The sequence below is a fragment of the Promicromonospora iranensis genome (assembly GCF_028994805.1).
Lineage (GTDB): Bacteria > Actinomycetota > Actinomycetes > Actinomycetales > Cellulomonadaceae > Promicromonospora > Promicromonospora iranensis.
Genome location: NZ_JAJQQP010000016.1, coordinates 1 through 24,965, shown reverse-complemented (window position 1 = coordinate 24,965; position 24,965 = coordinate 1). Strand labels below are relative to the sequence as shown.

The 24,965-nt window shown below is 72.5% G+C and carries 20 protein-coding genes; 1 reads left to right on the top strand and 19 read right to left on the bottom strand.

Annotation, left to right across the window (positions count from 1 at the left end; all coding sequences use genetic code 11):
* Positions 1 to 52 precede the first annotated feature (52 nt).
* From LUM46_RS23305 to LUM46_RS23245, 13 genes are all read right to left on the bottom strand, one after another.
* Positions 53 to 808, bottom strand: coding sequence for a DUF4230 domain-containing protein (locus tag LUM46_RS23305; RefSeq protein WP_274997455.1), 756 nt, complete (start codon positions 806 to 808; stop codon positions 53 to 55).
* 133 nt (positions 809 to 941) lie between these two features.
* Positions 942 to 1,574: an NUDIX domain-containing protein gene (locus LUM46_RS23300; RefSeq protein ID WP_274997454.1), complete on the bottom strand. Its 633-nt coding sequence runs from the start codon at positions 1,572 to 1,574 to the stop codon at positions 942 to 944.
* Positions 1,574 to 3,247, bottom strand: a complete 1,674-nt coding sequence (locus LUM46_RS23295) for a CTP synthase (protein ID WP_274997453.1) — start codon at positions 3,245 to 3,247, stop codon at positions 1,574 to 1,576. The genes LUM46_RS23300 and LUM46_RS23295 overlap by 1 nt, the downstream gene beginning before the upstream one ends.
* 127 nt (positions 3,248 to 3,374) lie before the next feature.
* Complete coding sequence (murJ, locus tag LUM46_RS23290) at positions 3,375 to 5,117, bottom strand: murein biosynthesis integral membrane protein MurJ (protein ID WP_274997452.1); 1,743 nt, start codon at positions 5,115 to 5,117, stop codon at positions 3,375 to 3,377.
* Entirely contained in the window at positions 5,114 to 6,073 is a 960-nt protein-coding gene (locus LUM46_RS23285) for a hypothetical protein (protein ID WP_274997451.1), read from the bottom strand. Before LUM46_RS23285 ends, murJ begins: the two co-directional genes overlap by 4 nt.
* Before the next feature lie 105 nt (positions 6,074 to 6,178).
* Positions 6,179 to 7,165 (bottom strand): copper transporter, encoded by a 987-nt coding sequence (locus tag LUM46_RS23280; RefSeq protein ID WP_274997450.1) that lies wholly within the window; start codon positions 7,163 to 7,165, stop codon positions 6,179 to 6,181.
* Positions 7,166 to 7,254: 89 nt separating this feature from the next.
* A complete protein-coding gene (gene steA, locus LUM46_RS23275; RefSeq protein ID WP_274997449.1) occupies positions 7,255 to 8,478 on the bottom strand; it encodes a putative cytokinetic ring protein SteA in 1,224 nt (407 codons plus the stop codon).
* 5 nt (positions 8,479 to 8,483) lie between these two features.
* On the bottom strand, positions 8,484 to 10,238 hold the full coding sequence (gene recN, locus LUM46_RS23270) for a DNA repair protein RecN (protein WP_274997447.1): 1,755 nt from the start codon (positions 10,236 to 10,238) through the stop codon (positions 8,484 to 8,486).
* Between the two features lie 8 nt (positions 10,239 to 10,246).
* A complete protein-coding gene (locus LUM46_RS23265) occupies positions 10,247 to 11,221 on the bottom strand; it encodes an NAD kinase (protein ID WP_274997446.1) in 975 nt (324 codons plus the stop codon).
* Complete coding sequence (locus LUM46_RS23260) at positions 11,218 to 12,180, bottom strand: TlyA family RNA methyltransferase (protein WP_274997444.1); 963 nt, start codon at positions 12,178 to 12,180, stop codon at positions 11,218 to 11,220. The genes LUM46_RS23265 and LUM46_RS23260 overlap by 4 nt, the downstream gene beginning before the upstream one ends.
* A 2-nt stretch (positions 12,181 to 12,182) precedes the next feature.
* A complete protein-coding gene (locus LUM46_RS23255) occupies positions 12,183 to 12,359 on the bottom strand; it encodes a hypothetical protein (protein ID WP_274997443.1) in 177 nt (58 codons plus the stop codon).
* Between the two features lie 223 nt (positions 12,360 to 12,582).
* A complete protein-coding gene (locus LUM46_RS23250; RefSeq protein ID WP_274997586.1) occupies positions 12,583 to 13,587 on the bottom strand; it encodes an HAD-IIA family hydrolase in 1,005 nt (334 codons plus the stop codon).
* Positions 13,587 to 14,693 (bottom strand): hypothetical protein, encoded by a 1,107-nt coding sequence (locus LUM46_RS23245; RefSeq protein WP_274997442.1) that lies wholly within the window; start codon positions 14,691 to 14,693, stop codon positions 13,587 to 13,589. The genes LUM46_RS23250 and LUM46_RS23245 overlap by 1 nt, the downstream gene beginning before the upstream one ends.
* Here LUM46_RS23245 and LUM46_RS23240 point away from each other — a divergent pair.
* Positions 14,658 to 16,118: a hypothetical protein gene (locus LUM46_RS23240; RefSeq protein WP_274997441.1), complete on the top strand. Its 1,461-nt coding sequence runs from the start codon at positions 14,658 to 14,660 to the stop codon at positions 16,116 to 16,118. The two genes, LUM46_RS23245 and LUM46_RS23240, sit on opposite strands and share 36 nt — an antisense overlap.
* Before the next feature lie 21 nt (positions 16,119 to 16,139).
* Here LUM46_RS23240 and LUM46_RS23235 read toward each other — a convergent pair whose 3' ends face one another.
* The 6 genes from LUM46_RS23235 to LUM46_RS23210 all read right to left on the bottom strand — a co-directional run bounded on the left by LUM46_RS23235 (position 16,140) and on the right by LUM46_RS23210 (position 24,776).
* Entirely contained in the window at positions 16,140 to 17,960 is a 1,821-nt protein-coding gene (locus tag LUM46_RS23235; RefSeq protein WP_274997439.1) for an L-lactate permease, read from the bottom strand.
* Between the two features lie 120 nt (positions 17,961 to 18,080).
* Positions 18,081 to 19,418, bottom strand: coding sequence for a glycolate oxidase subunit GlcF (glcF, locus tag LUM46_RS23230; RefSeq protein WP_274997437.1), 1,338 nt, complete (start codon positions 19,416 to 19,418; stop codon positions 18,081 to 18,083).
* The gene (locus LUM46_RS23225; RefSeq protein ID WP_274997435.1) at positions 19,418 to 20,698 is read right to left on the bottom strand and encodes an FAD-binding oxidoreductase; all 1,281 of its coding nucleotides are present in this window, start codon (positions 20,696 to 20,698) and stop codon (positions 19,418 to 19,420) included. The genes glcF and LUM46_RS23225 overlap by 1 nt, the downstream gene beginning before the upstream one ends.
* The gene (locus LUM46_RS23220; RefSeq protein WP_274997434.1) at positions 20,698 to 22,173 is read right to left on the bottom strand and encodes an FAD-linked oxidase C-terminal domain-containing protein; all 1,476 of its coding nucleotides are present in this window, start codon (positions 22,171 to 22,173) and stop codon (positions 20,698 to 20,700) included. Before LUM46_RS23220 ends, LUM46_RS23225 begins: the two co-directional genes overlap by 1 nt.
* A gap of 102 nt (positions 22,174 to 22,275) precedes the next feature.
* Positions 22,276 to 23,862, bottom strand: a complete 1,587-nt coding sequence (aceB, locus tag LUM46_RS23215; RefSeq protein ID WP_274997433.1) for a malate synthase A — start codon at positions 23,860 to 23,862, stop codon at positions 22,276 to 22,278.
* 116 nt (positions 23,863 to 23,978) lie between these two features.
* Complete coding sequence (locus tag LUM46_RS23210; RefSeq protein WP_374726928.1) at positions 23,979 to 24,776, bottom strand: IclR family transcriptional regulator; 798 nt, start codon at positions 24,774 to 24,776, stop codon at positions 23,979 to 23,981.
* Between the last annotated feature and the right edge of the window lie 189 nt (positions 24,777 to 24,965).

Genomic DNA, 24,965 nt, shown 5'->3' with positions numbered 1-24,965 from the left:
AGCGCAGCCCGACGACTTTCTTATGACACGCCTGGTACGCGGCTTTCGAGACTTACCGGAACTGGACCACCACCTGGTCGTATCCGGACGAGGACAACATCACCTCAAGGGTCTTGGCCGTGTTCGTCCGGGCCCGTTCGTCCAGGTCGGAGTCCTCGGCCGCGGCCGCGATCTGCCTCTGCGCCGCGGCGAGCGCCTCCTGGCGGGCGTCGGTGTCGGTGTCGAAGAAGTCACCCACCCGGTCCACCAGGCCACGCTCCTCCGTCAGGGCGCGGCTGGTGTCGAGGTCGATGCGGGGCTCGGCGAGCTTCGGCTCCGGGAGCGTGACCGACACCGTCCTGCCGTCGTCCGAGATCTCGATGTCGTCCTCCGTCAGGCCGGCGAAGTCCACGTACGCCTCGACGGAGCCGTTCACGACGAGGACCGTACGCTCCCCCGCGACCCAGCCGGGCACGTACTTCACGTCGCGCTCCAGGTCGACGAGGACCTCGTACTCCGCCTCGCTCGCCACGAACCGGGCAAGGTCCCTCATGCTGAGCAGGACCGGCTGCTCGGACCGGTCGACCTCGCTCGTGGTGAACGGGTTGAGCCCCTCCACCAGTACCTGCCAGAACGCGGCGCGAAAGTCGTCGCGCAGCGCGGACAGCACGCTGAAGAGCAGCACGGCGGCCAGCGTCAGGCCGACGAGGAACCCGATGACGCCGGCCAGCCAGGACGGCAGGCGACGGCGCGGCACGGGCCGGCCCGTCGCCGGCCCGTCCGTGTCCGTGCCGGACGGCGGCCCCGCCGCGCCGGTCGATGTGCTCACGTGCTCGGTGTCAGCCTCGGTGCCACTCATCGCGCGCGCCCCTCCAGGAGACATGTCGGGCATATCTCTCTTGAGAACACACGCTAGCCCTGCCCACCGACACTCGCCCCGCAGCGGGCGGGTCCGCGCCCCGTCAGTTCTTGCGGTACTCCCACGGGCTGTCCACGGGACGCAGCGTCTCCCAGTCCGAAGCCCGCCCGATGGCCGCAGCGAGCACGCCCGCGATGGTGGCCGCGTTGTGCAGCTTGCCCGCGAGCGCGAGCGCGGCGGCCTCCTCCAGCGGCACGGGAACCACCACCATGTCGGCCTCCTCGGCCTCACGGGTGTGCAGCTCGTCGTCGGGTACCGGCGTGAGGTCGCGCGCCAGGTAGACGCGCACCGCCTCGTTGCTCCCGCCCGGCGTGGGCAGCAGGTCGAGGAGCACGTCCCAGGTGCCGGCGGTCATGTCCGCCTCCTCGGCCAGCTCGCGAGCGGCCGCGACGTGCGGGTCCTCGCCGTCCAGGTCGAGCAGGCCGGCGGGCGCCTCCCAGAGGAAGGCACCTACCGGGTGCCGGTACTGGCGCAGGAGGAGCACGTCGCCGTCATCGTTCAGCGCGACCACGACCACCGCTCCCGGGTGCTCCACATACTCCCGGCGGACGATGCCGCCGGCCTCGCCCAGGTCGACCTCGTCGGAGACCATGTCGACCACGAAGCCCTGGAACGGGACGTCCAGCCGCCGCGCGGGGCGCGGGTCGATGACGTCCGTGACCTCCTCGGCGCCCATCAGGCCCGCTTCTCGAGCGCCGCGGCGATCAGGCCGGCGAACAGCGGGTGCGCCCGGGTCGGGCGCGACTTGAACTCGGGATGCGCCTGCGTCGACACGTAGTACGGGTGCAGGTCGGCCCGGAGCTCGACGAACTCCACGAGCGACGAGTCGGGCGACGTGCCGGAGACCAGCAGGCCCGCCTCCTCCAGCTCGCCGCGGAAGGCGTTGTTCACCTCGTAGCGGTGCCGGTGCCGCTCGGACACCTTCTCGCTGCCGTAGGCCTTGGCCACCACGGAGCCGGCGGTGAGCTGCGCCTCGTAGGCACCGAGGCGCATGGTGCCGCCCATGTCGCCCTCACCCTCGACGATCGCCTTCTGCTCGGCCATGGTCGCCACGACGGGGTGGCTGCTCGTCGGGTGGAACTCGGTGGACGAGGCGTCCGCCCAGCCCAGCACGTTGCGCGCGTACTCGATGACCATCGACTGCAGGCCCAGGCAGATACCGAGGGTCGGCACGAGGTTCTCGCGCGCCCAGCGCAGCGCGCCGACCTTGCCGTCGATGCCGCGCACGCCGAAGCCGCCCGGCACCAGGATGGCGTCGACGCCCTCGAGGGAAGCCTGCGCGCCCTCCGGCGTCTGGCAGTCGTCGGCGGCGACCCAGCGGATCCCGACCTTCGCGTCGTTCGCAAAACCGCCGGCCCGCAGCGCCTCGGTCACGGACAGGTACGCGTCGGGCAGGTCGATGTACTTGCCGACCAGCGCAACCTCGACGTTGTGCTCGGGCTCGTGCACACGCTCCAGGAGGCGGCTCCAGCCGTCCCAGTCGACGTCATGGAAGGGCATGCCGAGGCGGCGCACCACGTAGGCGTCCAGGCCCTCGGTGTGGATGACCCGGGGGATGTCGTAGATCGACGGGGCGTCGGCACAGTTGATGACTGCCTCGTTGTCGACGTCGCACATGAGCGCGATCTTGCGCTTGATGCTGTCGGGCACCACCCGGTCGGAGCGCAGCACGATCGCGTCCGGCTGGATACCGACCGTGCGCAGCGCGGCCACGGAGTGCTGCGTCGGCTTGGTCTTCAGCTCGCCCGACGGGCCGATGTACGGCACCAGCGACACGTGCAGGAAGAACACGTTGTCGCGCCCGAGCTCGTGCCGCACCTGGCGCGCGGACTCGAGGAACGGCTGCGACTCGATGTCGCCGACGGTTCCGCCGATCTCGGTGATGATCACGTCGACGGCGTCGGAGGCCTGCTCGCGCATCCGGAACTTGATCTCGTCGGTGATGTGCGGGATGACCTGCACGGTGTCACCGAGGTACTCGCCGCGGCGCTCCTTGGCGATGACACGGGAGTAGACCTGGCCGGTCGTCACGTTGGACGAGGCCGGGAGCTCGATGTCGAGGAACCGCTCGTAGTGCCCGATGTCCAGGTCGGTCTCGGCGCCGTCCTCCGTGACGAAGACCTCACCGTGCTGGAACGGGTTCATGGTGCCGGGATCCACGTTGAGGTAGGGATCCAGCTTCTGCATGGTGACGCTGAGGCCACGCGATCGCAGAAGACGGCCGAGTGACGACGCCGTCAGCCCCTTGCCGAGAGAGGACGCCACACCACCGGTGACGAAGATGTGCTTGGTCGGCGTGGAGGCGCCGGACCGCTGACGGGACTGGAGACTGTTTCGGTGTTCGACCACGGAACTCCATCCTAACCGAGGTACAGCGTGCTGGTGGTGTAAGAACCAGCACACGCGCTCATCACTCGGGGATCGTCGGTGTGTTCCGACCGAGTCTGCCCCCGCCGGGCCCGTCGCGCTCGCTCAGTCAGGCCTTCCGGGAGATCTTCCTCCGCAGCCCGCCCAGCCGCGGTCCGACGGCGGAGCGCAGGTCGCGGTCGAGCAGCACGGCGATCACGAGCGTGACGAACGCCGCCAGCAGGCCCACGGCCAGGCCGAGACCGAGCTGGGCGGCGAACGCGCCGCCGTCGAACGGCACCTCGCTCCGGTGGGAGAACTCGGACCAGCGGAACGGGAACTTCTGCCGGCTCAGCGAGGCGGGCACCAGCCACCCGACGGCGGCTCCCGCGCCCGCGGCCACCACCAGCACCAGCAGCGCCCGCCAGACGCCGCTCAGCGCGTCCGGGCCCAGGTGCCTGCGCACGGCCAGCAGCAGGCCGAGCCCGGCCACGATCATCCCGGCGGTGCCGACGGCCCCCAGGCCCGCCATGACGTCGGCCCGGAGCGCCAGGTCCGAACAGGCCGGGGTGGCACAGTCTCGCCCCGGTGAGCGACCTGCGAAGAACAGCGGCACGAAGGCCGCCCCGATCGCGGACACCCCCCACCCGCTCGCGGTGGCGATGACGGCTGCCCGGCCGTGGTCGACGGCGTACAGCGCCCTCGACAGGTGCAGGATCAGCGCGAACCCGATGAGTCCCGGCGCCAGGAAGACGAGCCCGACGGCCAGACCGGGGGCGTCCCCGCGCACGATGAGGTCGAAGACCCGCTCGACGAACGGCGCGGCGGCCATCAGGGCGGCCATGCCGGCGGCCGTCACGAGCAGCAGGCTGCGCGTGGTGCGCGCCACGAGAGCGCGCAGCTCGTCGAGCCGGCCGGCCGACGCGTGCTCGGCGAAGTGCGGGAACGCGCTGGTCGCGATCGGGAACGCGAGCACCGCGTACGGGAGCAGGTAGACCTGCTGGGCGTACAGGTAGACCGACAGCGTGCCGTCGCCGCCCGCGGCGTTGGCCGCGCGCAGCGTCAGGAAGACGGACAGCTGCTGGACCACGAGGGCGCCCACGCCCGCGAACGCCAGGCGCGCCGCGCGGGGGCCCTCCCCCGACGGGAACCGCAGCGTGGGCCGGAGCCGCAGCCCGGTGCGCCGCACGGGCACGACGAGCGGCAGGGCCAGGAACAGGACACCCGCGGTGGTGCCCCACGCCAGCCACACCAGCGCCCGCCCGGACAGCGCGGCGACGTCCTGCTGGTCGCCGTTCGCCAGCGCGCCGAAGACCGCGTAGACCACGATCACGACGAGGCTGGAGACCAGCGGCGCGAAGGACGGCCAGAAGAACCGCTTGTGCGCCTGCAGGATGCCGCCGAGCACGACGGCCAGGCCGTACAGCGGCACCTGCACCGCGAACACCCGCAGGAAGGCCGTGGCGACGTCCACGTGCACGGGGTCGGTCAGTCCGGTCAGTCCGATGATGGGGCGCGCCAGGAGGGCCATGAGCCCGGCCAGCGGCACGAGCACCACGAGCGTCCAGCCCAGCAGGGCCGAGGCGATCCTCGACGCCTGCTCCTTCGAGGCGTCGGTCCCGTCGGACGAGAACGCGGCCCGGCTCAGCGGCCCGGCCAGCAGCGGCACGACGGCGCCCGCGAGCGCACCACCCGCCGCCACCTCGAACAGCAGGTTGGGTAGCTGGTTGGCGGAGTTGAAGACCGTGCCGACGCCGTCGGACCCGAGCCATGCACCCTGCGCGAGCCAGCGGCCGAAGCCGACGATGCGGCTGGCGAGGGTGACGACCGTGACGAGCAGCGCGGCGCTCGCCAGGGTTCTGACGCGGCTCACGCGCCCGGGGAACCCATGGGGTCGGAGACGGACGTCGAGCGCACCCCGCTCGCCGTGCCGGAATCGCCGGCCGAGCCCGCACCGCTGGTCGAGCCTGTCGAGACCGCCGCCGGCTCCACCGGCCGCCTACCGAGCATGTCCACCTTGTTCAGCCACTCGTTCCCCGCGATGACCTTGGAGAAGCTGACCTTCTCGGAGGCGAGCATGAGCCCGACCACGCCCGCTAGCGCCGCCCAGCGCACCGCGCGGGGCGTGCCGAACGCGATCTGGCTGCCGACGAGCGCGCCGAGGGCGTTGGCGCCGCCGTCGCCCAGCATGTCCTTCTCCCCCAGGTCGCCGGGGGCCGCCGCGGCCGCTGCCCCCACGACCGCGCCGGTGGCGGCACCCGCGCCGCCCAGCACGAGCGGGAGGCTCGCCAGGGTGCCGGCCTTCAGCGCCCGGCCGGGGCGCAGATCGAAGAGGTTGACCAGGTTCGCGGTGCCCCCGATGAGCGCGCCGTTGAGCCCGACGTCGACCAGGTGCCCGAACGCGCTGCCCGTGCGGCGGGTACCCGCCGCCGCGGCGACGAGCGCGGAACCGGAGATGCCGAGCACCTTGAGGCCACCGGTGGTCAGGCGGCCCTCCAGGAGCGCGCCGAGGTGGCCCCTGAGGCCCTTGGTGGCCTGGGACGTGTCCTCGGCGAGGTCGTCGACCAGACCGAACCCGGCAGCGGCAGCGGTCGCGAACGCCGTCGCGCCCGGGGCGTTGCCACCGCTGACCGCGGCACCGGCCACGAGGCCCGCGGCGACCGCCGGGCCTTCCAGCAGGCTGATCGGCTCGCCGCGATGGTTGGTCCGCGTCCACGTCGACGCGCCGCCGAGGCTGCCCTCAGCGACCTTCTCGTCCAGCTTGCGGCGCGCGAGCGTCGTCGCGGCCGCGGCGACGACGCCGGCGGCGATGAACCTGCCTGCACCCATGGCTACCCCTCGGTCTGTGTCAGTTCTTCAGGTCAGTTCTTCAGGTCGGTGCTTCGATCTGCGCTGAGGCCGGACCCTGGGTCGAGCCGCTGCCTCGGTCGGCCGCTACTCGGCGTTCGTGTCCGTGTCGGCCTCGGCGTCGACTACTGGCGGCAGGACCGCCGTCGCGTCGTCCTCCAGGCCGTACTGCCCGACGACGCCGCTCAGGCGCGCCGCGACGGCGAGCGGAACGTTGATGCGGCCCGTGAGCCGGGCGATGCCGCTCACCGTGGTGACCTCAGCGGCGATGTCCTCGTCGTCGCGCACCGCCTGCACGATGTCGCCCGGTTCGGTGGTCGGTCCGGCGAGCACCGCCGCACCGGAGATCTCCTGCGCGGACCGGGTGACGGAGACCCACACGTCCTCGGTGCCCGGGTCAGCCTCCTCGGTCGCGCCGTCGGCCGTCTGCTGCGGCTGACCGGCCGAGCCGACCAGGAGCACGAGCGCCTCCGCGGCCTCCGTCTGGTCGTCGCCCGGCTCGACCAGGCCGAACCGCTCCAGCTGGTCCTCGAGGTCGGTGGCCTGCGAGCTGCGGCCGGGACCACCCCCGTTGCCGGTCAGCGCGACGGCCAGCGCCGCGCCGAGCGTGGCGCTCGGGTCGTCGGCCTCGGGCGCGATCTCGCCCAGGTTGGCGCGCAAGCCCTCGGCGAGGGTCTCGCGGGACGACTGCTGGTCCGGATCCGTCCACGCCTCGGTGAGCGCCGTCTTGGCGACGACCGTGGCGCCGGAGGTGTCGAGCTGGTTCAGCACGCCGTCATGCACGTCCTGGGGAACCTCACCGAGCTGCACCACCGCGACGCGGGTGCCGTCGAGCGATCCGGTGACGAGCTGCGTGCCCACCGCCTCGATGTAGCGCTCGTCGCCGTCGAGGGCGCTCTGCGTGGCGTCCAGCTCGGTGCGCAGGTCGGTGCGCTCGGCGCGCAGCGCGTCCACCTGTTCCGTCAGGGTCTCCCCGATCGCGCCCTGCAGCGGGCCGGCACCGAGAATGATGCCGACGGCGAGGGCGAGGAAGACGGAGATGAGCGAGACGAGGTGGTATCGGAAGTCGATCACGGTACGGGAGAGTCCTTAAGCGTGTTCCGAGCGGTGAGCGCCCGGCATCAGGTCGGGGCGGCAGAGATCCGGAGCGTGCTCCGGGCCGGTCAGCCGCCGAACAGGTGGGTGATCCAGGACACGACGTCGTCGAAGCGTGCCCCGATCAGTCCGAAGAAGGTCTGGCCCGCCGAGGTCGCGGCCAGGGCCGCGAGCACCGCCGCGACGCCGGCGCCCGACAGCAGCGTGAGCTGGGTGTTGGAGATCCGCGTGCGGTAGAGCCGCGAGACGCCCTTGGCGTCCACGAGCTTGCCGCCGACACGCAGCCGGGTGAGGAACGTGGAGGCCATGCCCGCGCGCCCCTTGTCGAGGAACTCGACCAGGGTGGCGTGCGTACCGACGGCGACGATGAGCTCGGCACCCTTGTCGTCGGCCAGGAGCATGGTGATGTCCTCGCTGGTGCCGGTGGCGGGAAAGACCACGGGGTCCACGCCGAGGGCCTTGACCCGCTCCAGCCCGGGGGCCTTGCCGTCCCGGTAGGCGTGCACGACGATCTCCGCGCCACAGGCCAGCGCCCGGTCGGACACGGAGTCCATGTCGCCGACGATCATGTCGGGCTGCCAGCCCGCGTCGATGATCGCGTCCGCGCCGCCGTCGACGCCGATCAGCACCGGCCGGTTCTCCCGGATGTAGGACCGCAGCAGCGCCAGGTCCTCCCGGTAGTGGTAGCCGCGCACCACGATGAGCACGTGGCGGCCCTCGATGGAGGTGCGGATGTCGGGCACGCCCACACCGTCGAGCAGGAGGTCCCGCTCGCGGCGCAGGTACGTCATGGTGTTCTCGGCGAACCGCTCGATCTCGGCCGACAGGCCTTCGCGGGCGGCCGCCTGGTCCGCTGCCACCGTCTGCGGCGTCTGGTGGGTGCCCTTGGCCACGACGTCGCCGTCGACGAAGATCTCGCCGCCGACGATCTGGACCTCGGCCCGCTCGTCGATCGCCATGATCGCCGGGCCGAGGTCGTCCACCAGGACGATCCCGGCATCGACCAGGATGTTCGGGCCCGTGTTGGGATACCGGCCGGACGTGGACGGGGCCGCGTTCAGCACCGCGACGGGCCCTGCGGACACGAGTGCGTCCGCCGCGACGCGGTCGATGTCGACGTGGTCGATCACCGCGACGTCACCGTGGTTCAGCCGGGACGTGAGCTCCTTGGTACGCGCTCCGATCCGGGCAGGTCCATGTACTGCGGCCTGCACAAGGGCCGTCTCGCGGTCGGCGGCACTCTTCGCTGCGCTCTTCTCGGCGCGCTTCTCGGGTCGGGAGATCAGCTTCATCCGCTCTATCGTCCCACGACCGAGGACTCCAGGAGCTCCAGTGCGTGGGTACGCGCCGTCTCCGAGTCGTCCTGGCCGGACAGCATCCGCGCCAGCTCACGGACCCGTGCGTCGTCCGTGACCTCACGGACCCCCGTGACCGTGATCATTCCGTCATCTCCGTCGCCCGAACCGGCGTCGCCGTCAGAGCTCTTGGTGACCACGAGGTGCGCGTCCGCGAACGCCGCGACCTGGGCCAGGTGGGTCACGACGACCACCTGGGTACTGCGGCCGAGCTGCGCCAGACGGCGGCCCACCTCGACGGCCGCCCGGCCACCCACACCGGCGTCGACCTCGTCGAAGACGAAGGTGCTGCGCGGGGTGTCGGCGGTGCGCTCGGCGGCCGCGCCGCCCGAGGTGGCCAGGGCCACCTCCAGCGCGAGCATGACGCGCGAGAGCTCACCGCCGGACGCGCCCTTGCCGAGCGGCCGCTCCGGCGCGCCCGGGTGCGGCACGAGCAGGAACGTGACCTGGTCCGCGCCGAACGGCCCGGGCTGGTCCAGCGGCTCCACCGAGACCACGAGGTGGGCACCGCCCATCGCGAGACCGTGCAGCTCGTTCGTCACCGCCTCGGCGAGCTGGGACGCGCCGCGGGTGCGCTCGGCCGTGAGGATCTCGGACAGCCTGGTCAGCTCGCCGTCCAGCTCGGTCACCCGGTCGCGCATGGAGACGAGTCGGTCGCCGCCGTCGTCCAGGTCGAGCAGGCGCAGGCCCGCGTCGCTGGCCCACTGCAGCACCTCGTCGATCGTCTCGCCGTACGAGCGCGTCAGGGCGTTCAGCTCGGCCATCCGGTTGTGCGCGGTCTCCAGCCCGGCCGGGTCCGCCTGCAGGTCGTCGACGTACGCGGCGACGTCGGTCGCGACGTCGGACAGCAGGTAGCCCACCTCGGCGAACCGCGTGGCGAGCGCTCCGAGCTCAGGGTCGGAGTGTGCGGCCGAGTCCAGGGCGCGGCGAGCTCGCTCGACGAGCGCGATCGCGTTCTCCCGGGCACCGTCGGCGTCCTCGCCGGCCACCGCCTCGTGTGCCTCGGTGGCCGCGGTGCGCAGGCCCTCGGCGTTGGACAGGCGCTCGATCAGGGCCTGCAGCTCGGCATCCTCGCCGGTCTGCGGGTCCACCCGCTCGATCTCCTCCAGGCCGATCCGCAGCAGCTCGACCTCACGCGCCCGCTCGGCGCCGCGCGCCTCCAGGTCGGCGATCTCGGCCAGGAGCCCGCCGCGCTCGGTCCACGCCGTGCGGTACGCGGCCAGCACACGCTGGTGGGCCGGGCCGACGAACGTGTCGAGCGCGTCGCGCTGCTTGGCCGACGTCCGCAGCCGCAGCTGGTCGGACTGGCCGTGCACCGTGAACAGGTCCTCGGCGATCTCCGCGAGCACGCCCTGCGGCACGGCGCGACCGCCCAGGTGGGCGCGCGACCGGCCGTCGGCGATGGTGCGCAGGATGACCACCGTGCCGTCGTCCTCCACCTCGCCGCCCGCCTCGTCGACGCGGCTCACCACCGCGTCACGTCCCGAGACGCGCACGCGGCCCTCGACGGCCGCCGACGACGCCCCCGGGCGCACCGACTGCGGGTCGGCCTTGGCACCCATGAGCAGGTTGAGACCCGTGAGCACCATCGTCTTGCCCGCGCCGGTCTCACCTGTGATGACGGTCAGGCCGTCGGACAGGGGTACCCGGGCCGAGCGGATGACGCCCAGGTTCTCGATAGCGATCTCCTCGAGCACCTGACTCCTTAATTCTCTGGTGTGGTGTCTGTGGTGTCGGCCTGGTCGGTCGTGTCGGCTGGGTCAGAAGGTACATCCTGCACCTCGACGTGACCTGAGCCGACACGGTCCCGCCACCCTGACACGGGCAGGTTGAACTTCGACACGAGACGGTCCGTGAACGGCGCGTTCGACAGCCGTGCGAGCCGCACCGTACCTCCCTGACGCACGACGACGCGAGACCCGCGCGGCAGCCGGATCTCCCGCCGGCCGTCGCAGGTCAGCACCCCTTCGACCGTCGACTGGGGCAGCACGTCGACCGTGTACCGCGACCGGGGGCCGATCACGAGCGGCCGCGCGAACAGCGCGTGCGCCGACAGCGGCACCATGAGCACCGCGTCGACGTCGGGCCAGATCACCGGACCGCCGCCCGAGAAGGCGTGCGCCGTGGAGCCCGTCGCCGTGGCCATGATCACGCCGTCGCAGCCGAACGACAGGAGCGGACGGCCGTCCACGCCGATCGCCACCTCGAGCATGCGGTCGCGCGTCGCCTTCTCGACGGTGGCCTCGTTCAGCGCCCAGCCCACCACGGGCTCCGCCGTGCCGGGCAGGTGCACCGAGACGTCGACCGTCGCGCGCTCCTCGACCTCGTAGTCGCGCGCCGCGAGCCGCTGCACGGCGGCACGCAGGTCCTCCCGCTCCGACTCCGCGAGGAAGCCCACGTGCCCCAGGTTCACGCCCAGCAGCGGGACGTCCGTGCCGCGGGTCAGCTCGGCCGCGCGCAGGATCGTGCCGTCACCGCCGAGCACCATCACCGCCTCGGCCCGGTGCACCCCCTCGCGGACCCGGTTGGCCGCCATGTGGTCGCCGAACTCCTCGGCGAGCGCGTCGTCGTGCAGCGTGTACTCGAAGCCCGCCGCCTTCAGCTCGCGCAGGGCTTCGGCCAGTGCCGCGACCGCCTGAGGGCGTCCGCCATGGGTCACGATCAAGACGCGCCTGGTCACGGCTCCCGCTCCTTCTGCTCGTCGGTCTGCTGGTCAGGCCGTTCGTCCTCCCGCACGACGACGGCCGGCGGCTCGGGCGGGAGGCCGGGCCGGTCCGCGGGCCCGCGCCGCGCCGGGTCCCAGGCCACCGCGGCCTCCACGGCGTCCGCCAGCGCCTTCTCGCTCGCCGCACCGACAGCCCCCGGGGCGGCGTCCGGCACGAGCCAGACGAAGAACTCCCGGTTCCCGCTCGGTCCGGGCAGCGGGCTCGGCACCACTGCGCGGGCCCGCAGACCCACGCGTTCCCCGGCACGCACGACGCTCCGCACGGCCTCGGCGTGCAGCCCGGGATCACGGACGACGCCGCCGCTGCCCAACCGCTCGCGTCCGACCTCGTACTGCGGCTTGACCATCAGCAGCGCCTGCGCACCCGGCCGCAGCACGCTCGCCACGGCGGGCAGCACCATGGTCAGGGAGATGAACGAGAGGTCGGCGACCACGAGGTCCGGCGCCTGTGCCAGATCGGCCGGCGTCAGGTCGCGCACGTTGAAGCTCTCCACGACGGTCACCCGGTCGTCGGCGCGCAGCGCCGGGAAGAGCTGGTCGTGGCCCACGTCGACAGCGACCACGTGCGCCGCGCCGCGGCGTAGCAGCACGTCGGTGAATCCCCCGGTGGACGCACCGAGGTCGGCGCAGAACGCGTCCTCGACCTGCGGCCCGCCGGGCACGCGCGCCAGCGCGTCGAGCGCACCGGCCAGCTTGAGCGCGGCGCGGGAGGCGAACTCGTGCTCCGGGGCGGACCCGGGCATCACCGACACGTCCGCGCCGTCAACCACCGCCGCCGACGGCTTGACCACCACGCGGCCCGCGACGAAGACCCGGCCGGACGCGACCAGCTCTGCGGCGTGCCGCCGAGACCGGGCCAACCCGCGGCGGACCAGCTCCACGTCCACCCGAGTACTCGCTGTCGTCGTCACCACCGTCAGGCGTCACCGCTCAGGTGCGCCCGCAATGCGTCGTGCACGGCCTCGAACCGGGCCACGTGCTCGGCGGGCGGCAGATCGTCGAGCCCGTCGAGCGCGCCGAGCGCGCTCCGGACGCCCGCGTCGGGATCGGCCGGGCCGCTCGAAAGTTCCTCGGTCTCGTAGAACTCGTCCATCGTGCGTCAACGCTCCACTGTGCTCGTCCGTGCTCGTCGGCCACCGCCGTTGCCCTGAGCCGTCTGCCTGCTGCCAGACACGGTACCCGTCACCACCGACAGAACCTGGGAGAAATTGGCAGGGTTCTCTGGGCACCGGCCACACAGAGCAACACGCTCCGAGTCTCCGGCCCCCCGGCTCAGGTCACTCCGGCGCGCTGCCACCCCCGGGGACAGTCCCGGTTCAGGCCGGCAGCTCCGGCACCGTCTGCGGGTCCAGGGCCTGGCCCGCGTCGACCGTTGCCCACGCCGCCGCACACGCTGCCCGCACCAGGTCGATCCCCGACCCGTCGAGCCGCAGCTCGCCGTCGGACACCTGGGCTGCCGCACCGCCGCACACGTACCAGCCGTCCGTGAGGGCCGGTGCCGGGTGCGGCTCGAGCAGCGCCCGCAGGTCAGCGCCGAGGAACGACGGGCGCTCCCCCGGAACGGCAAGGACTGCGTCACGCGCCGTCGACACACCGGTCAGCACGTGCAGTCCCGGGTACCCACCACCGCGCGCACCGGCGAGATCGGTGTCGAGCCGGTCACCGATCACCAGCGGCCGGCTCGCCCCGGCCCGCTCGACCACGAGCCGGTACATCGTCGGCGACGGCTTGCCGGCGCTGTCCGGCGTGACACCCGTCGCTGACACCACGGCGCCCACGAGGGCACCGTTCCCCGGCGCGAACCCACGCGCCGTCGGGAGCGACAGGTCCAGGTTGCTCGCCACGTGCCACGCACCGGCACCGACCGCGTAGGCGGCCTCGGCGAGCTGTGTCCAGCCCACCTCCGGCGCGTATCCCTGCGCGACGGCATCCGGCTTGTCCTCCGCCGACCCCACCACGGTGAAGCCCGCCGAGCGCACCGCCGTCACCAGCCCCTTGCCGCCGACGACCAGCACCTTCGCCCCCGGGTCCAGCCGCGTGGCGAGCAGCGCGGCACACGCCTGCGCCGCGGTCATCACCTCGTCCGGATCCGTCGGGATGTCCAGGCCCGTGAGCTGGCCCGCGACGTCCTCCGGCTCACGCGACGCGTTGTTCGTCACGAACACCAGGCGCATCCCGCCCGAGCGCGCGGCGGCGAGGCTCGCCGCCGCGTGCTCGATCGGCAGGTGCCCCTTGTACGCCACGCCGTCCAGGTCGACGAGCGCCAGGTCGTACGCAGCGGCGAGCGGTGCTTCGCTCGCCAGCAGTCCGCCGCTCGCGATCACGCCTTCTCCTGCTCTGCGTCGGACCGGTCGCCCTCGGCTCCCGGCTCACCCTCGGCATCGTTCACCTCGGGGTCGGACGATGCCTCGTCGACGACCGGCTCGTCGTCCGCGGGCTCACCTGCCTCGTCGGCCTGTTCCTCTGCGGAGCCCTCGTCCGACTCGGGGTCGCTCGGCTCGTCGACGGCGTCCGCCTCGGGCTCGTCCTGGTCATCGCCGGACGTGCCGTCGCCGGACTCGACCTCGTCGGACTCGTCGTCATCCGCCTCGGGCTCGTCCGCTGAGTCGGCCGAGTCGGCCGAGTCGGCTGAGTCGGCCGAGTCCGCAGAGTCGGCCGAGTCCCCAGAGTCCGCGGACCCGTCGTCCTCGTCGTCCGAGTCCTCGGCGTCCGAGTCCTCAGGCTCGTCACCTTCGTCGTCGGACGTGTCCTTCACGAGCGCCTCGGGATGCTCGGCCGCGTACTCCTCCTCGGCGAGCGCCGCGTCCTCCTCGACGTCGAACACCGTGATGTCCTCGTCGAGGGCCTCCGCGCCGATGGCCCGCTCGAGTGCCTTGCTGTCGACCGACGCCAGCACCGCGGCCGCCTCGTCGGTCCGGCCGGCGGCCTCGAGTGCCAGAGCGCGCGCCTGCACGACCCGGAGCGCCGAGTCGCCCGTGGCGTCCTCCGGCGCGATCTTGTCGAGCACCGCCAGTGCGGCGTCGTGCTCGCCCAGGTCGGAGCGGGCACCGCTCGCCACGATCGCGAGCTCCACCCGGCCGGTTGCGTCGAGCGACTCGGCCTCCTCCGACGCGGCGAGCGCCAGCGCACGCTCCGGACGGCCGAGGCCGCGCTCGGCGTCCGCCATGATCGGCAGGTGCTCCGACGAGCCGTTCAGCCGGCGGACGGTGCGCAGCTCGCGCAGCGCCTCCGCGAACCGGTTGGTGTGGTAGGCCGCCAGGCCTGCCGCCTCACGCACGATGTCGATCCGCCCGGCGCCGCGCAGCGCCGCCTGGGCGTGCTCGTAGGCACGCTCGGGGTCGACGTCGATCAGCCGCCCGGCCATCAGCAGGTGCAGGCCGACGTACTCGGCGTGGTCCTTGCTCAGCCCGCGCAGGCGCGAGCGCACGTCACGGTCGAGCTGGCTGAACGTGACGCCCTCGGCGATCTCCGGCTCGGGGACGCGCGGCGCGCGCTCCTCACGCTCGTCACGAGCCGGGCGCACCCGGTCCTCGCGGTCGTTGAACGAACGGCGCGGACGGTCGGTGCCACGGTCGTCGCGGCGTACCGGACGGTCACCGGTGTTCGAGCGGACCGGGCGGGCACCGCGGTCGTCCCGGTCGCCGAACGAGCGGCGCGGAGCATCATCCCGACGTGCCGGACGATCGGTTCCCCGGTCGTCACGGCGGGCCGGCCGGTCGCTGTCGGCACGACGGGGACGGTCGTCACCACGGGGACGGTCGTCACGGCGCGGACGGTCCGTGCCCCGATCCTCGAAGCTGCGGCGCGGACGGTCGTCACGGTCACCGAAGGAACGACGCGGACCGTCGTCCCGGCGTGCCGGACGGTCGTCCTCGCGACGAGCCGGGCGGTCCGTGCCCCGGTGCTCGAACGAACGACGCGGACGGTCGTCCTCGCGACGCGCAGGACGGTCGTCGTCCCGGCGCGCCGGACGGCCAGTTCCGCGGTCCTCGAAGCTGCGGCGCGGACGGTCGTCACGGTCACCGAAAGAACGACGCGGACCGTCGTCCCGGCGCGCCGGGCGGTCGGTACCGCGGTCCTCGAACGAGCGGCGCGGACGATCGTCTTCGCGACGAGCAGGACGGTCGGTACCGCGGTCCTCGAACGAACGACGCGGACGGTCGTCCTCGCGACGAGCAGGACGGTCGGTGCCCCGGTCCTCGAACGAGCGGCGCGGACGGTCGTCACGGTCACCGAAGGAACGACGCGGGCCGTCGTCCCGGCGCGCCGGGCGGTCGTCCTCGCGGCGCTGCGGGCGGTCGTGCTCGCGACGCACGGGGCGCTCACCGTCGCGGCGAACCGGACGGTCTCCGCCGCGGTTGTCCCGGTCCTCGAAGCTGCGGCGTGGCCGGTCGCCGTCGTTCCCACGGTACGGCCGGTCGGTGCGTGCGCCGCGGTCGTCGCGGCCACCCCGGTTGTCGCGGTCACCGGAGGAGCGACGCGGGCGGTCGTCGTCGGTGCGGCGAGGTGCGCGGTCGGAAGCGCCCCGGTCGTCCTGACGGGGACGGTCGGTACCCCGGTCCTCGTACGGTCGGCGCGGGCGGTCGGCGCCGCGGTCGTCGCGGCGAGGGCCGTCACTGCCACGAGGGCCGTCGAACCGGCGGCCCCGGTCACCACCGCGCTCCCCGCCGCGGTCGTCGCGACGCGGCCCCCGGCCTTCGTTGCGACTGCCGCTCGTGCGCTCGCCTCGGCGGTCGCCCTCGCGGTCGTTCCCCTGGTCACGGGGCGTTTCGTTCACGGTGTTCCCTTCGATGACAGATGCCCGCCCATTCTCCCATGCGGGCGGCCGTCTCCTGGGGTCGAAAGGCTGTGACGTGCGCGGCCGACAGCGGGATCACACCCGCACCGGCGCGACCTCGGGGTTGAGAGCGTCGGGCTTGCGCAGCATCCGCATCGCCGTCAGGGTCAGGGCGGCGATCACGACGAGCAGCACGACCATCCCGGCGTTGAACGCGAACCCGAAGATCCACAGGTACCCGACGCCTCCCGCCGCGAGGCAGTAGTACGTCATCGGCAGGATCGTCTTGCGGATCAGGTCGCCCTCCCGTCCGAGCAGCCCGACCGTCGCCGCCGCGGCGACCACGTTGTGCACGGCCACCATGTTGCCCGCGGCGCCGCCCACCGCCTGCAGGGCGGCCACCGTCTCGGGCGACGACGCGCCGATCCCCAGCCCGGTGTTGAACTGGAACAGCGCGAACATCATGTTGGACACCGTGTTGGAGCCGGCCACGAATGCCCCGAGCGCGCCGATGAAGGGTGACACGATCGGCCAGCCCTGCCCGGCGACGTCAGCGGCGGCCTGCGCCACGGTGACGGGCATCGAGTCGATGCCGGCAGCGTTGAAGTCCGGTCCCGAGTTGATGAAGATCCGCACCAGCGGCACCGCGCACAGCAGCGCGAACGCCGCACCACCGAGCTGTCCGCCCGCCACCTTCCACGAGGCCCTGATCTGCTCGCCCTTCATGCCGTGCAGTGCGTAGGTGATGAGGCACGCGAGCAGGAAGATCGCACCCGGCGAGTACAGGAGCTCCATGTTCTGGCTGATCCCGGTGCCGAAGATGTTGTCCACCGGGAGCACCGCCGGCCCGGTCAGGAACTCCTTGATCGCCGGGACGTTCCGGGTGACGAGCAGCAGCGCCGCGACGATCACGTACGGCGACCAGGCCCGGACCATCGACATGTTGCGCGTGAGCGTGGCCGCTTCCTTCGTGGGGTCGACGGTGCCCATCCACCGGTCGCTCCAGCGCTCACGCGGCGGGAAGTCCCACACGTCCCTCGGCATGAGGAAGCCCTTGGAGGAGGTGAACATCACGAGCACCAGCCCGAGGAACCCGCCGAGCATGGCCGGGAACTCCGGCCCGAGCAGGTAGGCCACCGTCACGTAGGGCACGATCATCGCGAGCGCCGCGTAGACCGCGAACGGCGCGACGGCGAGGCCCGAGCGGAACGACCGCTTCTCACCGTAGAAGCCGCACATCAGGGTGACCAGGATGAGCGGCACCAGGATGCCGACGATCGCGTGGATGGTCGCGACCTGCGTGGCGGTGTGGGCGACGAAGCCGAGGTGGTCCAGCCCGAGCGCGTCGGCCCGAGCCTGGACCTCGGGCGCCAGTGCGCCGGAGGTGTCCGCCAGGCCGGTCCCGAGCCCGGTCAGCATCGGCGTCCCGACCGCTCCGAAGCTGACCGGGGTGGACTGGATGATGAGCCCCGCCATCACGGCGGCGGCCGCCGGGAAGCCGAGCGCCAGCAGCAGCAGCGGCGCGACGACGGCGGCGGGTGTACCGAACCCGGCGGCGCCCTCGATGAACGACCCGAACAGCCAGGCGACGATGATCACCTGCACCCGCCGGTCCGGGCTGATCGTGGTGAAGCCGGCGCGGATCGTCTGCAGCGCGCCGCTCTTGGTCAGGGTCTCCAGCATGAGCAGCGCGCCGAAGATGATCCAGAGCAGGCCGACGGCGATCAGCAGCCCCTGGACGATGGACGCACTGACGGCGACCAGTGACATCTTCCACGCGAACAGTGCGACGACCACGACCACCGCGAGGCCGACGGGCATCGCCGTCCGGGCGGGCCAGCGGAAGCCGAGCAGCAGGGTACCGACGACGAGGATCGGGAGGAGGGCTAGCAGGGCGAGGACGCCGAGGTTGTCCATGGTGGCTCCAGTCCGGCCACGCTGCCGGGTCGGGTTCGCTGACAATTTCGCATGTCGGAACTATCACTCCACGTGCCGACAAACGTAGCAGTTACCTCCGGCGAACGGGAGTACCCGGACTCACCCGCGCAGCGTCTCCGGCCTGGCACCGCGCAGGGACGCGTCGAGCACCAGCACCATGTGCGCGGATCGCATCTCCCGCCCCTGCCGTCGCAGCGCGTCGGTGATCTGCAGCAGACATCCCGGGTTCGACGTGACCAGCAGCTCCGCACCCGTCGCCACGACGTTGGCGGCCTTCCGGTCGCCCAGCTGGCGCGCCGGCTCCGGGTTGGTCAGGTTGTAGATGCCTGCCGACCCGCAGCACATGTCCCCGTCGGCGATCTCCTTGACCACCAGGCCCGGGATCGTCGCGAGCACCGAGCGCGGCTGTACCTTCACGCCCTGGGCGTGCCGTAGGTGGCAGGCGTCGTGGTACGCGACGGTCATCGGCAGCGGATGCCGTGTCGCCACCGGCTCCAGCTCCGCCAGCACCTCCGAGATGTCGCGGGTCCGCGCCGCAAAAGCCGCTGCGCGCTCCGCGTACCCGGGGTCGTCCGCCAGCAGGTCCGCGTAGTCCTTCATCGTGGAACCGCACCCTGCGGAGTTCGCCACGATCCGCTCCACGCCCGCACCCTCGAACGTGTCGATGAGCGCTCGCGCGTAGTCGAGTCCTTCCGTCTCCCGCCCGGCGTGCACGGACAACGCGCCGCAGCACCCCTGGTCCGGCGGCACCACGACCTCGCACCCCTCCGCGGCGAGCACCCGCGCCGTCGCGGCGTTGACCCCCGGGTAGAACTCCCGCTGCACGCAGCCGAGCAGCATCCCGACGGTCATCCGCTGCACGCCGACGGCGGGCACCAGCGCGGGCACCGGGATCCGCGGACCCACGGGCGGCGCGATGGCCTCCATGGTCGCCAGTGTCGGGGATACGCGCGCGAGCACCGGCCGCACCAGCCGCGACAGCCCGCTGCGCTGGTACAGCGCGAGGAACGGCCGGACCAGCCGCAGCCGCTCGGGCCGGGGGAACAGCGCGAAGATCGCCGACCGCAGCAGCCGCTGCGCGCGCGTGCGGTGCTCGGCGCCGCGCCGTTCGACCTGCTGCCGCGTCGCCTCGACCAGCTTGTCGTACTGCACCCCGGACGGGCACGCGGTCACGCACGCCATGCAGCCGAGGCACGCGTCGACGTGCTGCACCAGGGACTGCGACATGGGCTCGCCCTCGAGCCCTTCCTTCATCAGGTAGATCCGCCCGCGCGGCGAGTCCATCTCCTCGCCCCACAGCGAGTACGTCGGACAGGCGGGCAGGCAGAACCCGCAGTGCACGCAGTCGTCCACGAGCTCGCGGGCCGGCGGATGGTGCTCGTCGAAGGCTCCCTTCCCGTCGAACGAGCCCAGCAGGTCCGGCTTCGCCTCGGTCATCAGATGCCTCCCACGAATCGGCCGGGCGCGACGTTGCGCCCCGGATCGAGCCGGCTCTTGATCGCGCGCATCAGGTCGAGCCCGCCCACGGGCCCCCAGGCGTCGAGCGCCGCACGCACCTCGCGTGACGCCCGCAGCACCGTGACGGTTCCCTCGCGCGGGCTGGACGCGGCCCCCCGCAGGTGCCCGACGGCGGCCGCCGTCGCCTCGGGTGTCCCCGTCACCGCCGCGTGCAGCACCCCGCCGGCGCTCCCCCGCAACGCCACGCCGACGCCGTACCGCTGCTCGGCGTCCTGGGCCGCGGCCAGCAGGTCGGCCACCCCGGTGAGGGTGGCGGTCGCCTTGGCATAGGTAACGTCTCCGCCCCCGCGGGTCGAGCCTGTCGAGACCTCCGCACCCGGCAGCGCCGCCCACCACTCGGGTGGCTCCCCTTGGACCCGCCCGCCCAAGATCTCGACCACGGCGGCAGCCCGCTGCCCGACGGCGCCCCCGGTGCCCTCCAGCAGCACGGCCACCTCGGCGACCTCGCTGCCCACGGGCCGGTCGAGCTCCACGGCGGCCGGCGCCAGCTGCGACCCGACGACGCCGCGGGCACGCGCCGCGACATCGGCCGACGGGCCGGTGGCAACGACGAACGCCCGGTCGGGCCGGACGGGGTGCAGCCGGAACGCGGCCCGGACCACGATGCCGAGGGTGCCGTACGCACCGGTCAGCAGCTTGGCCAGGTCGTACCCGGCGACATTCTTGACGACCTTGCCACCGGACGACGCGACGGTGCCGTCGGCGAGCACGACGGTCGCCCCGAGGACCAGGTCGCGGATCCCGCCGCGCTGCAGCCGGCGGGGTCCGGACGCTCCCGTCGACAGCGCCCCGCCCACGGTCGAGCCGGCCGCGAGCCGCTCCGGCGGCAGGTCCACCACCAGCTCCTGCCCCGCGGCCCGGACGGTCTCCGCCAGGGTCGCGACAGGCAGGCCCGCCTCGGCCACCACCACCAGGTCGCCCGAGCCGTGCTCCACGAGGCGGTCCAGGCCCGTGGTGTCCAGGATCAGGTCGACGCGCTCGGGCGGCGCGCCCCAGTCCAGGGCCGTACCGGCCCCGCGCGCCACGGTGGCCAGTCCCTGGGCGGTCGTCTCGCGCAGCACGGCCGCCACCCCGTCCGCCGACACCGGTCGGGCGACCGCGGTCGCCGGCACGCCGTCCACCGCGTCCTCCGGTCCCGCGTCCCGGACCTGGCCGCCGTCCCGCTTCAGCGTGTCCTCGAGCCGCTGCAGGTCGGCCATCAGAAGACCTCCGCCACGCCGGACTCCGCCAGCGGGTGCGCACCCCGGTGCCGGCCCGGCTGCTCCCCGCACAGCCGTGGTGTCGGGAACACCTTGCCCGGGTTGGAGATGCCCTCGGGATCGAAGGCGCAGCGCACCGCCTGCATGGTCTCCAGGTCGTCGGGCGTGAACATGCGCGGCATGTGCTTGGCCTTGTCCGCACCCACGCCGTGCTCGCCGGTGATGGAGCCGCCGTGCTCCAGGCACAGGTCGAGGATGCCGCCCGCCACCGCCTCGGCCCGCTCGACGGCGCCCTCGACCGCACCGTCGAACAGCACGAGGGGATGCAGGTTGCCGTCGCCGGCGTGGAAGACGTTCGCGACCCGCACGCCCGCGCTCTCGCCGAGCGCGGCGATCTGGCGCAGCACCAGGGGCAGCGCCGTCCGTGGGATCACGCCGTCCTGGACGATGTAGTCCGGGCTGATCCGGCCGACCGCGGCGAAGGCTGACTTGCGGCCCTTCCAGATCAGGGCACGCTCGTCGTCGTCCGCCGCGACACGCACCTCGAACGAGCCCGCCTCTTCGCACAGACGCACCACGTCGTCGAACTCCCCCGCGACGTCGGGCGAGGGCCCGTCCAGCTCGACCACGAGGACCGCACCCGCGCCGGCCGGGTAGTTGCAGTGCACCGCCGCCTCCGCGGCCTCGATCGCCAGGGCGTCCATCATCTCGATGGCGGCGGGGATCACCCCGGCGGCGATGATCGCGGAGGTCGCGGCTCCGGCGTCGTCCATGGACCGGAAGGCCGCGAGCAGCGTCCGCACCTCCTGGGGCAGGCGGGTCAGCCGCACGGTGGCGGCGGTGACGATGCCGAGCGTGCCCTCGCTGCCCACGAGGGCGCCGAGCAGGTCGTACCCCGGCGGGTCCGGCGCCTTGCCGCCGATCTCCACCTGCTCGCCGGCGGGTGTCACCAGGTCCACGCCGGTGACGTGGTTGGTGGTGAAGCCGTACTTCAGGCAGTGGGCGCCACCGGAGTTCTCGGCGACGTTGCCGCCGATCGAGCACACGGACTGGCTGGAGGGATCGGGCGCGAAGTAGTAGCCGTCCGGGCTGGTCGCCGCGGTGAGCTGCAGGTTGATCACCCCCGGGTCGACGACGGCACGCTGGTTCTCGACGTCGGCCTCCCGGATCGTCCGCATCTGCGACATCACCACGAGCACACCCTCGGAGTGCGGCAGCGCCCCGCCCGACAGCCCGGTGCCCGAGCCCCGCGCGACGAACGGCACGGCGTGCCGCGCGCAGGCCCGGACCGACGCCGCGACGTCGTCGGCGCTCTGGGCGAGAACCACCACGCCGGGGACCACCCGGTAGGCCGCGAGCCCGTCGCACTCGTACGTCCGACGACGCTGCCGATCCGTGATGACCCGCTCACCGCCCAGCGCGTCGACGAGCTCGGCGATCACGACGTCCAACGCCGCCGACGCATTCCCGACCATGGCAACCTCCTCGTCGCGAACCACTACCTCCCCGTTGAGTGCTGGCTATCTGTGCTCCAGAAGCGGTTTGAAGCACAGATAGCCAGCACTCACCGCGGCATGTCAGGCCATGCGGGCGTAGGCCGGGAGGGTCAGGAAGTCCGCGTACTCGTCCGCCACCGCCACCTCGAGGAACGTCTGCTTCGCCTCCTCGTAGTCTGCCGCGTCGCCCGGCAGCTTGGCGATCTCCTCCTCGACGATCCGGTCGATCAGCTCGCGCGTGACCTGGTGGCCGGTGTCGGCGAGCGTCACGTCGTTGTGCAGCCACTGCCACACCTGTGACCGCGAGATCTCGGCGGTGGCGGCGTCCTCCATGAGGTTGAAGATCGCGACGGCACCCAGGCCACCGAGCCATGCCTTGAGGTACTGGATGCCCACCGAGATGTTGTTCCGCAGGCCGGCCTCGGTGACGTCGCCGGGCGTGCTCGCGACATCGAGCAGCTGTGCTGCGGTGACCTGCACCTCCTCGCGCGTACGGTCGATCTGGTTCGGCTTGTCGCCCAGCACCGACGTGAAGACCTCCTTGCAGAGCTCCACCATGCCGGGGTGCGCCACCCACGACCCGTCGAACCCGTCGTCGGCCTCGCGGGTCTTGTCGTCACGGACCTTCGCGAACGCGGCCTCGTTGACCGCCTCGTCACGGCTCGGGATGAACGCGGCCATGCCACCGATGGCGTGTGCGCCCCGGGTGTGGCAGGTCTTGACCAGCAGCTCGGTGTACGCGCGCATGAACGGCACGGTCATGGTGACGGCGTTGCGATCCGGCAGCATGAACTCGATGCCCCGCGTCCGGAACGACTTGATCACCGAGAACATGAAGTCCCAGCGCCCGGCGTTCAGGCCGGAGCTGTGCTCGCGCAGCTCGTAGAGGATCTCCTCCATCTCGAACGCCGCGGGGTAGGTCTCGATGAGGACGGTGGCCCGGATGGTGCCCTGCGGGATGCCGAGGAAGTCCTGGGCCAGCACGAACGCGTCGTTCCAGAGCCGTGCCTCCAGGTGCGACTCCATCTTCGGCAGGTAGAAGTAGGGCCCCTGGCCCTTCTCGATCTGCCGCAGGCCGGCGGTCGCGAGGTAGAGCGCGAAGTCCACCAGGCTGCCCGACACCGGGCGGCCGTCCACCAGGACGTGCTTCTCCGGCAGGTGCCAGCCGCGCGGGCGCACGATGATCGTGGCCAGCTCCTCGTCGGGCTTCAGCGCGTAGTGCTTGCCGTTCTCGCCGGTGAAGTCGATGGTGCGGTTGATCGCGTCGAGCAGGTTGAGCTGCCCGCCCACCACCGCGCTCCACTGCGGAGTGTTCGCGTCCTCGTGGTCAGCGAGCCACGCCTTGGCGCCGGAGTTCAGCGCGTTGATGGTCATCTTGCGGTCGGTGGGCCCCGTGATCTCGCACCGGCGGTCCTCGATACCGGGCGCCGGCGGGGCGACGCGCCACGTCGGGTCCTCGCGGATGTGCCTCGTCTCGGGCAGGAAGTCCAGCGTCCCGCCGGCAGCCAGGTCCGCGACCCGCCGCTGCCGGGCCTCGAGGAGCTCGAGCCGTCGGTCGTCCAGCGCGCGGTGCAGGGCGACGATCAGCTCCAGCGCGCGTGGCGTGAGCACCTCCTCCGCGCGGGGTGCGATGTCGCCGGTGATCGTGAGGCCGTCCGGAGTGTCCACGTGTCTTCCCTCGCTCGAGTGACATGGTCCGGATCTCTTGCTATTCCACGATCCGGAAACCAAATACTTCCTAGCGAAAACACTAGGTCCCCGACGGGGCGCGGTCAACGGGACGGTCAGCCCTCGGACAGCTCCGCACCCACATCGCGCGCCACCTCGTGCAGCACCGGCACTGCCCGCTCTCCGAACTCGAACGACACCCTGGCTGCCGGCCCTGACACCGACAGCGCCGTCGGCACCGGCGCGCCCGGCACGATCACCGCGAAGCACCGCACGCCGATCTCCTGCTCGCCGTCGTCCACGGCATAGCCGCGCTCGCGAATCTCGGCCAGCGCAGCGAGCAGCCCGTCGACGTCGGTGATCGTCCGGTCCGTCGCCGGCGACAGACCCGCACGGTCCGCGATGTCGCGGACCGCCGCATCGGGCAGCTCGCCCAGGAGCGCCTTGCCGACGCCGGTGCTGTGCAGATGCACGCGCCGCCCTACCTCGGTGAACATCCGCATCGAGTGCGACGACGCCGCCTGCGCCACGTAGACCGCCATCTCGCCGTCGAGCATCGCGAGGTTCGCCGTCTCACCGAGCTCGCGCGCCACGCGCGCCAGGTGGCGCCGGGCGCCGGCGCCGAGCTGGCGCCCGGCCGACTCGCCCAGGCGGATCATCCGCGCGCCGAGCGCGTACCGACGCGACGGCAGCCGACGGGCGTAACCGCGGGCGACAAGGGTGCGCATCAAACGGTGGATGGTCGGCAGCGGCAGGCCGGACTGCTCCGACAGCTCGCTCAAGCCGGCATCACCGCCGAGCTCTGCCAGAATCTCGAGCAGATCGAGCGCTCGCTCGACCGACTGCACACCAGGCTCTGCCACGTGTCCCTCCCCATCCGAAACGCCGGACCTATCGGCTAACGGAAACAGCATTCCACAGTGCGGAACGACACGGTGGGGCCGAGCGCTGACCGGGGCGTTTCTGTGGGGGAATGCAGTCAGGGGGTGGAACCAGCACCACCCGTAAGGGTTGTGCTGGTTCCACCCCCTGCTGGGAATGGTTGTCCGGCGGCGTCCTACTCTCCCACCCCGTCTCCAGGGCAGTACCATCGGCGCTGTAGG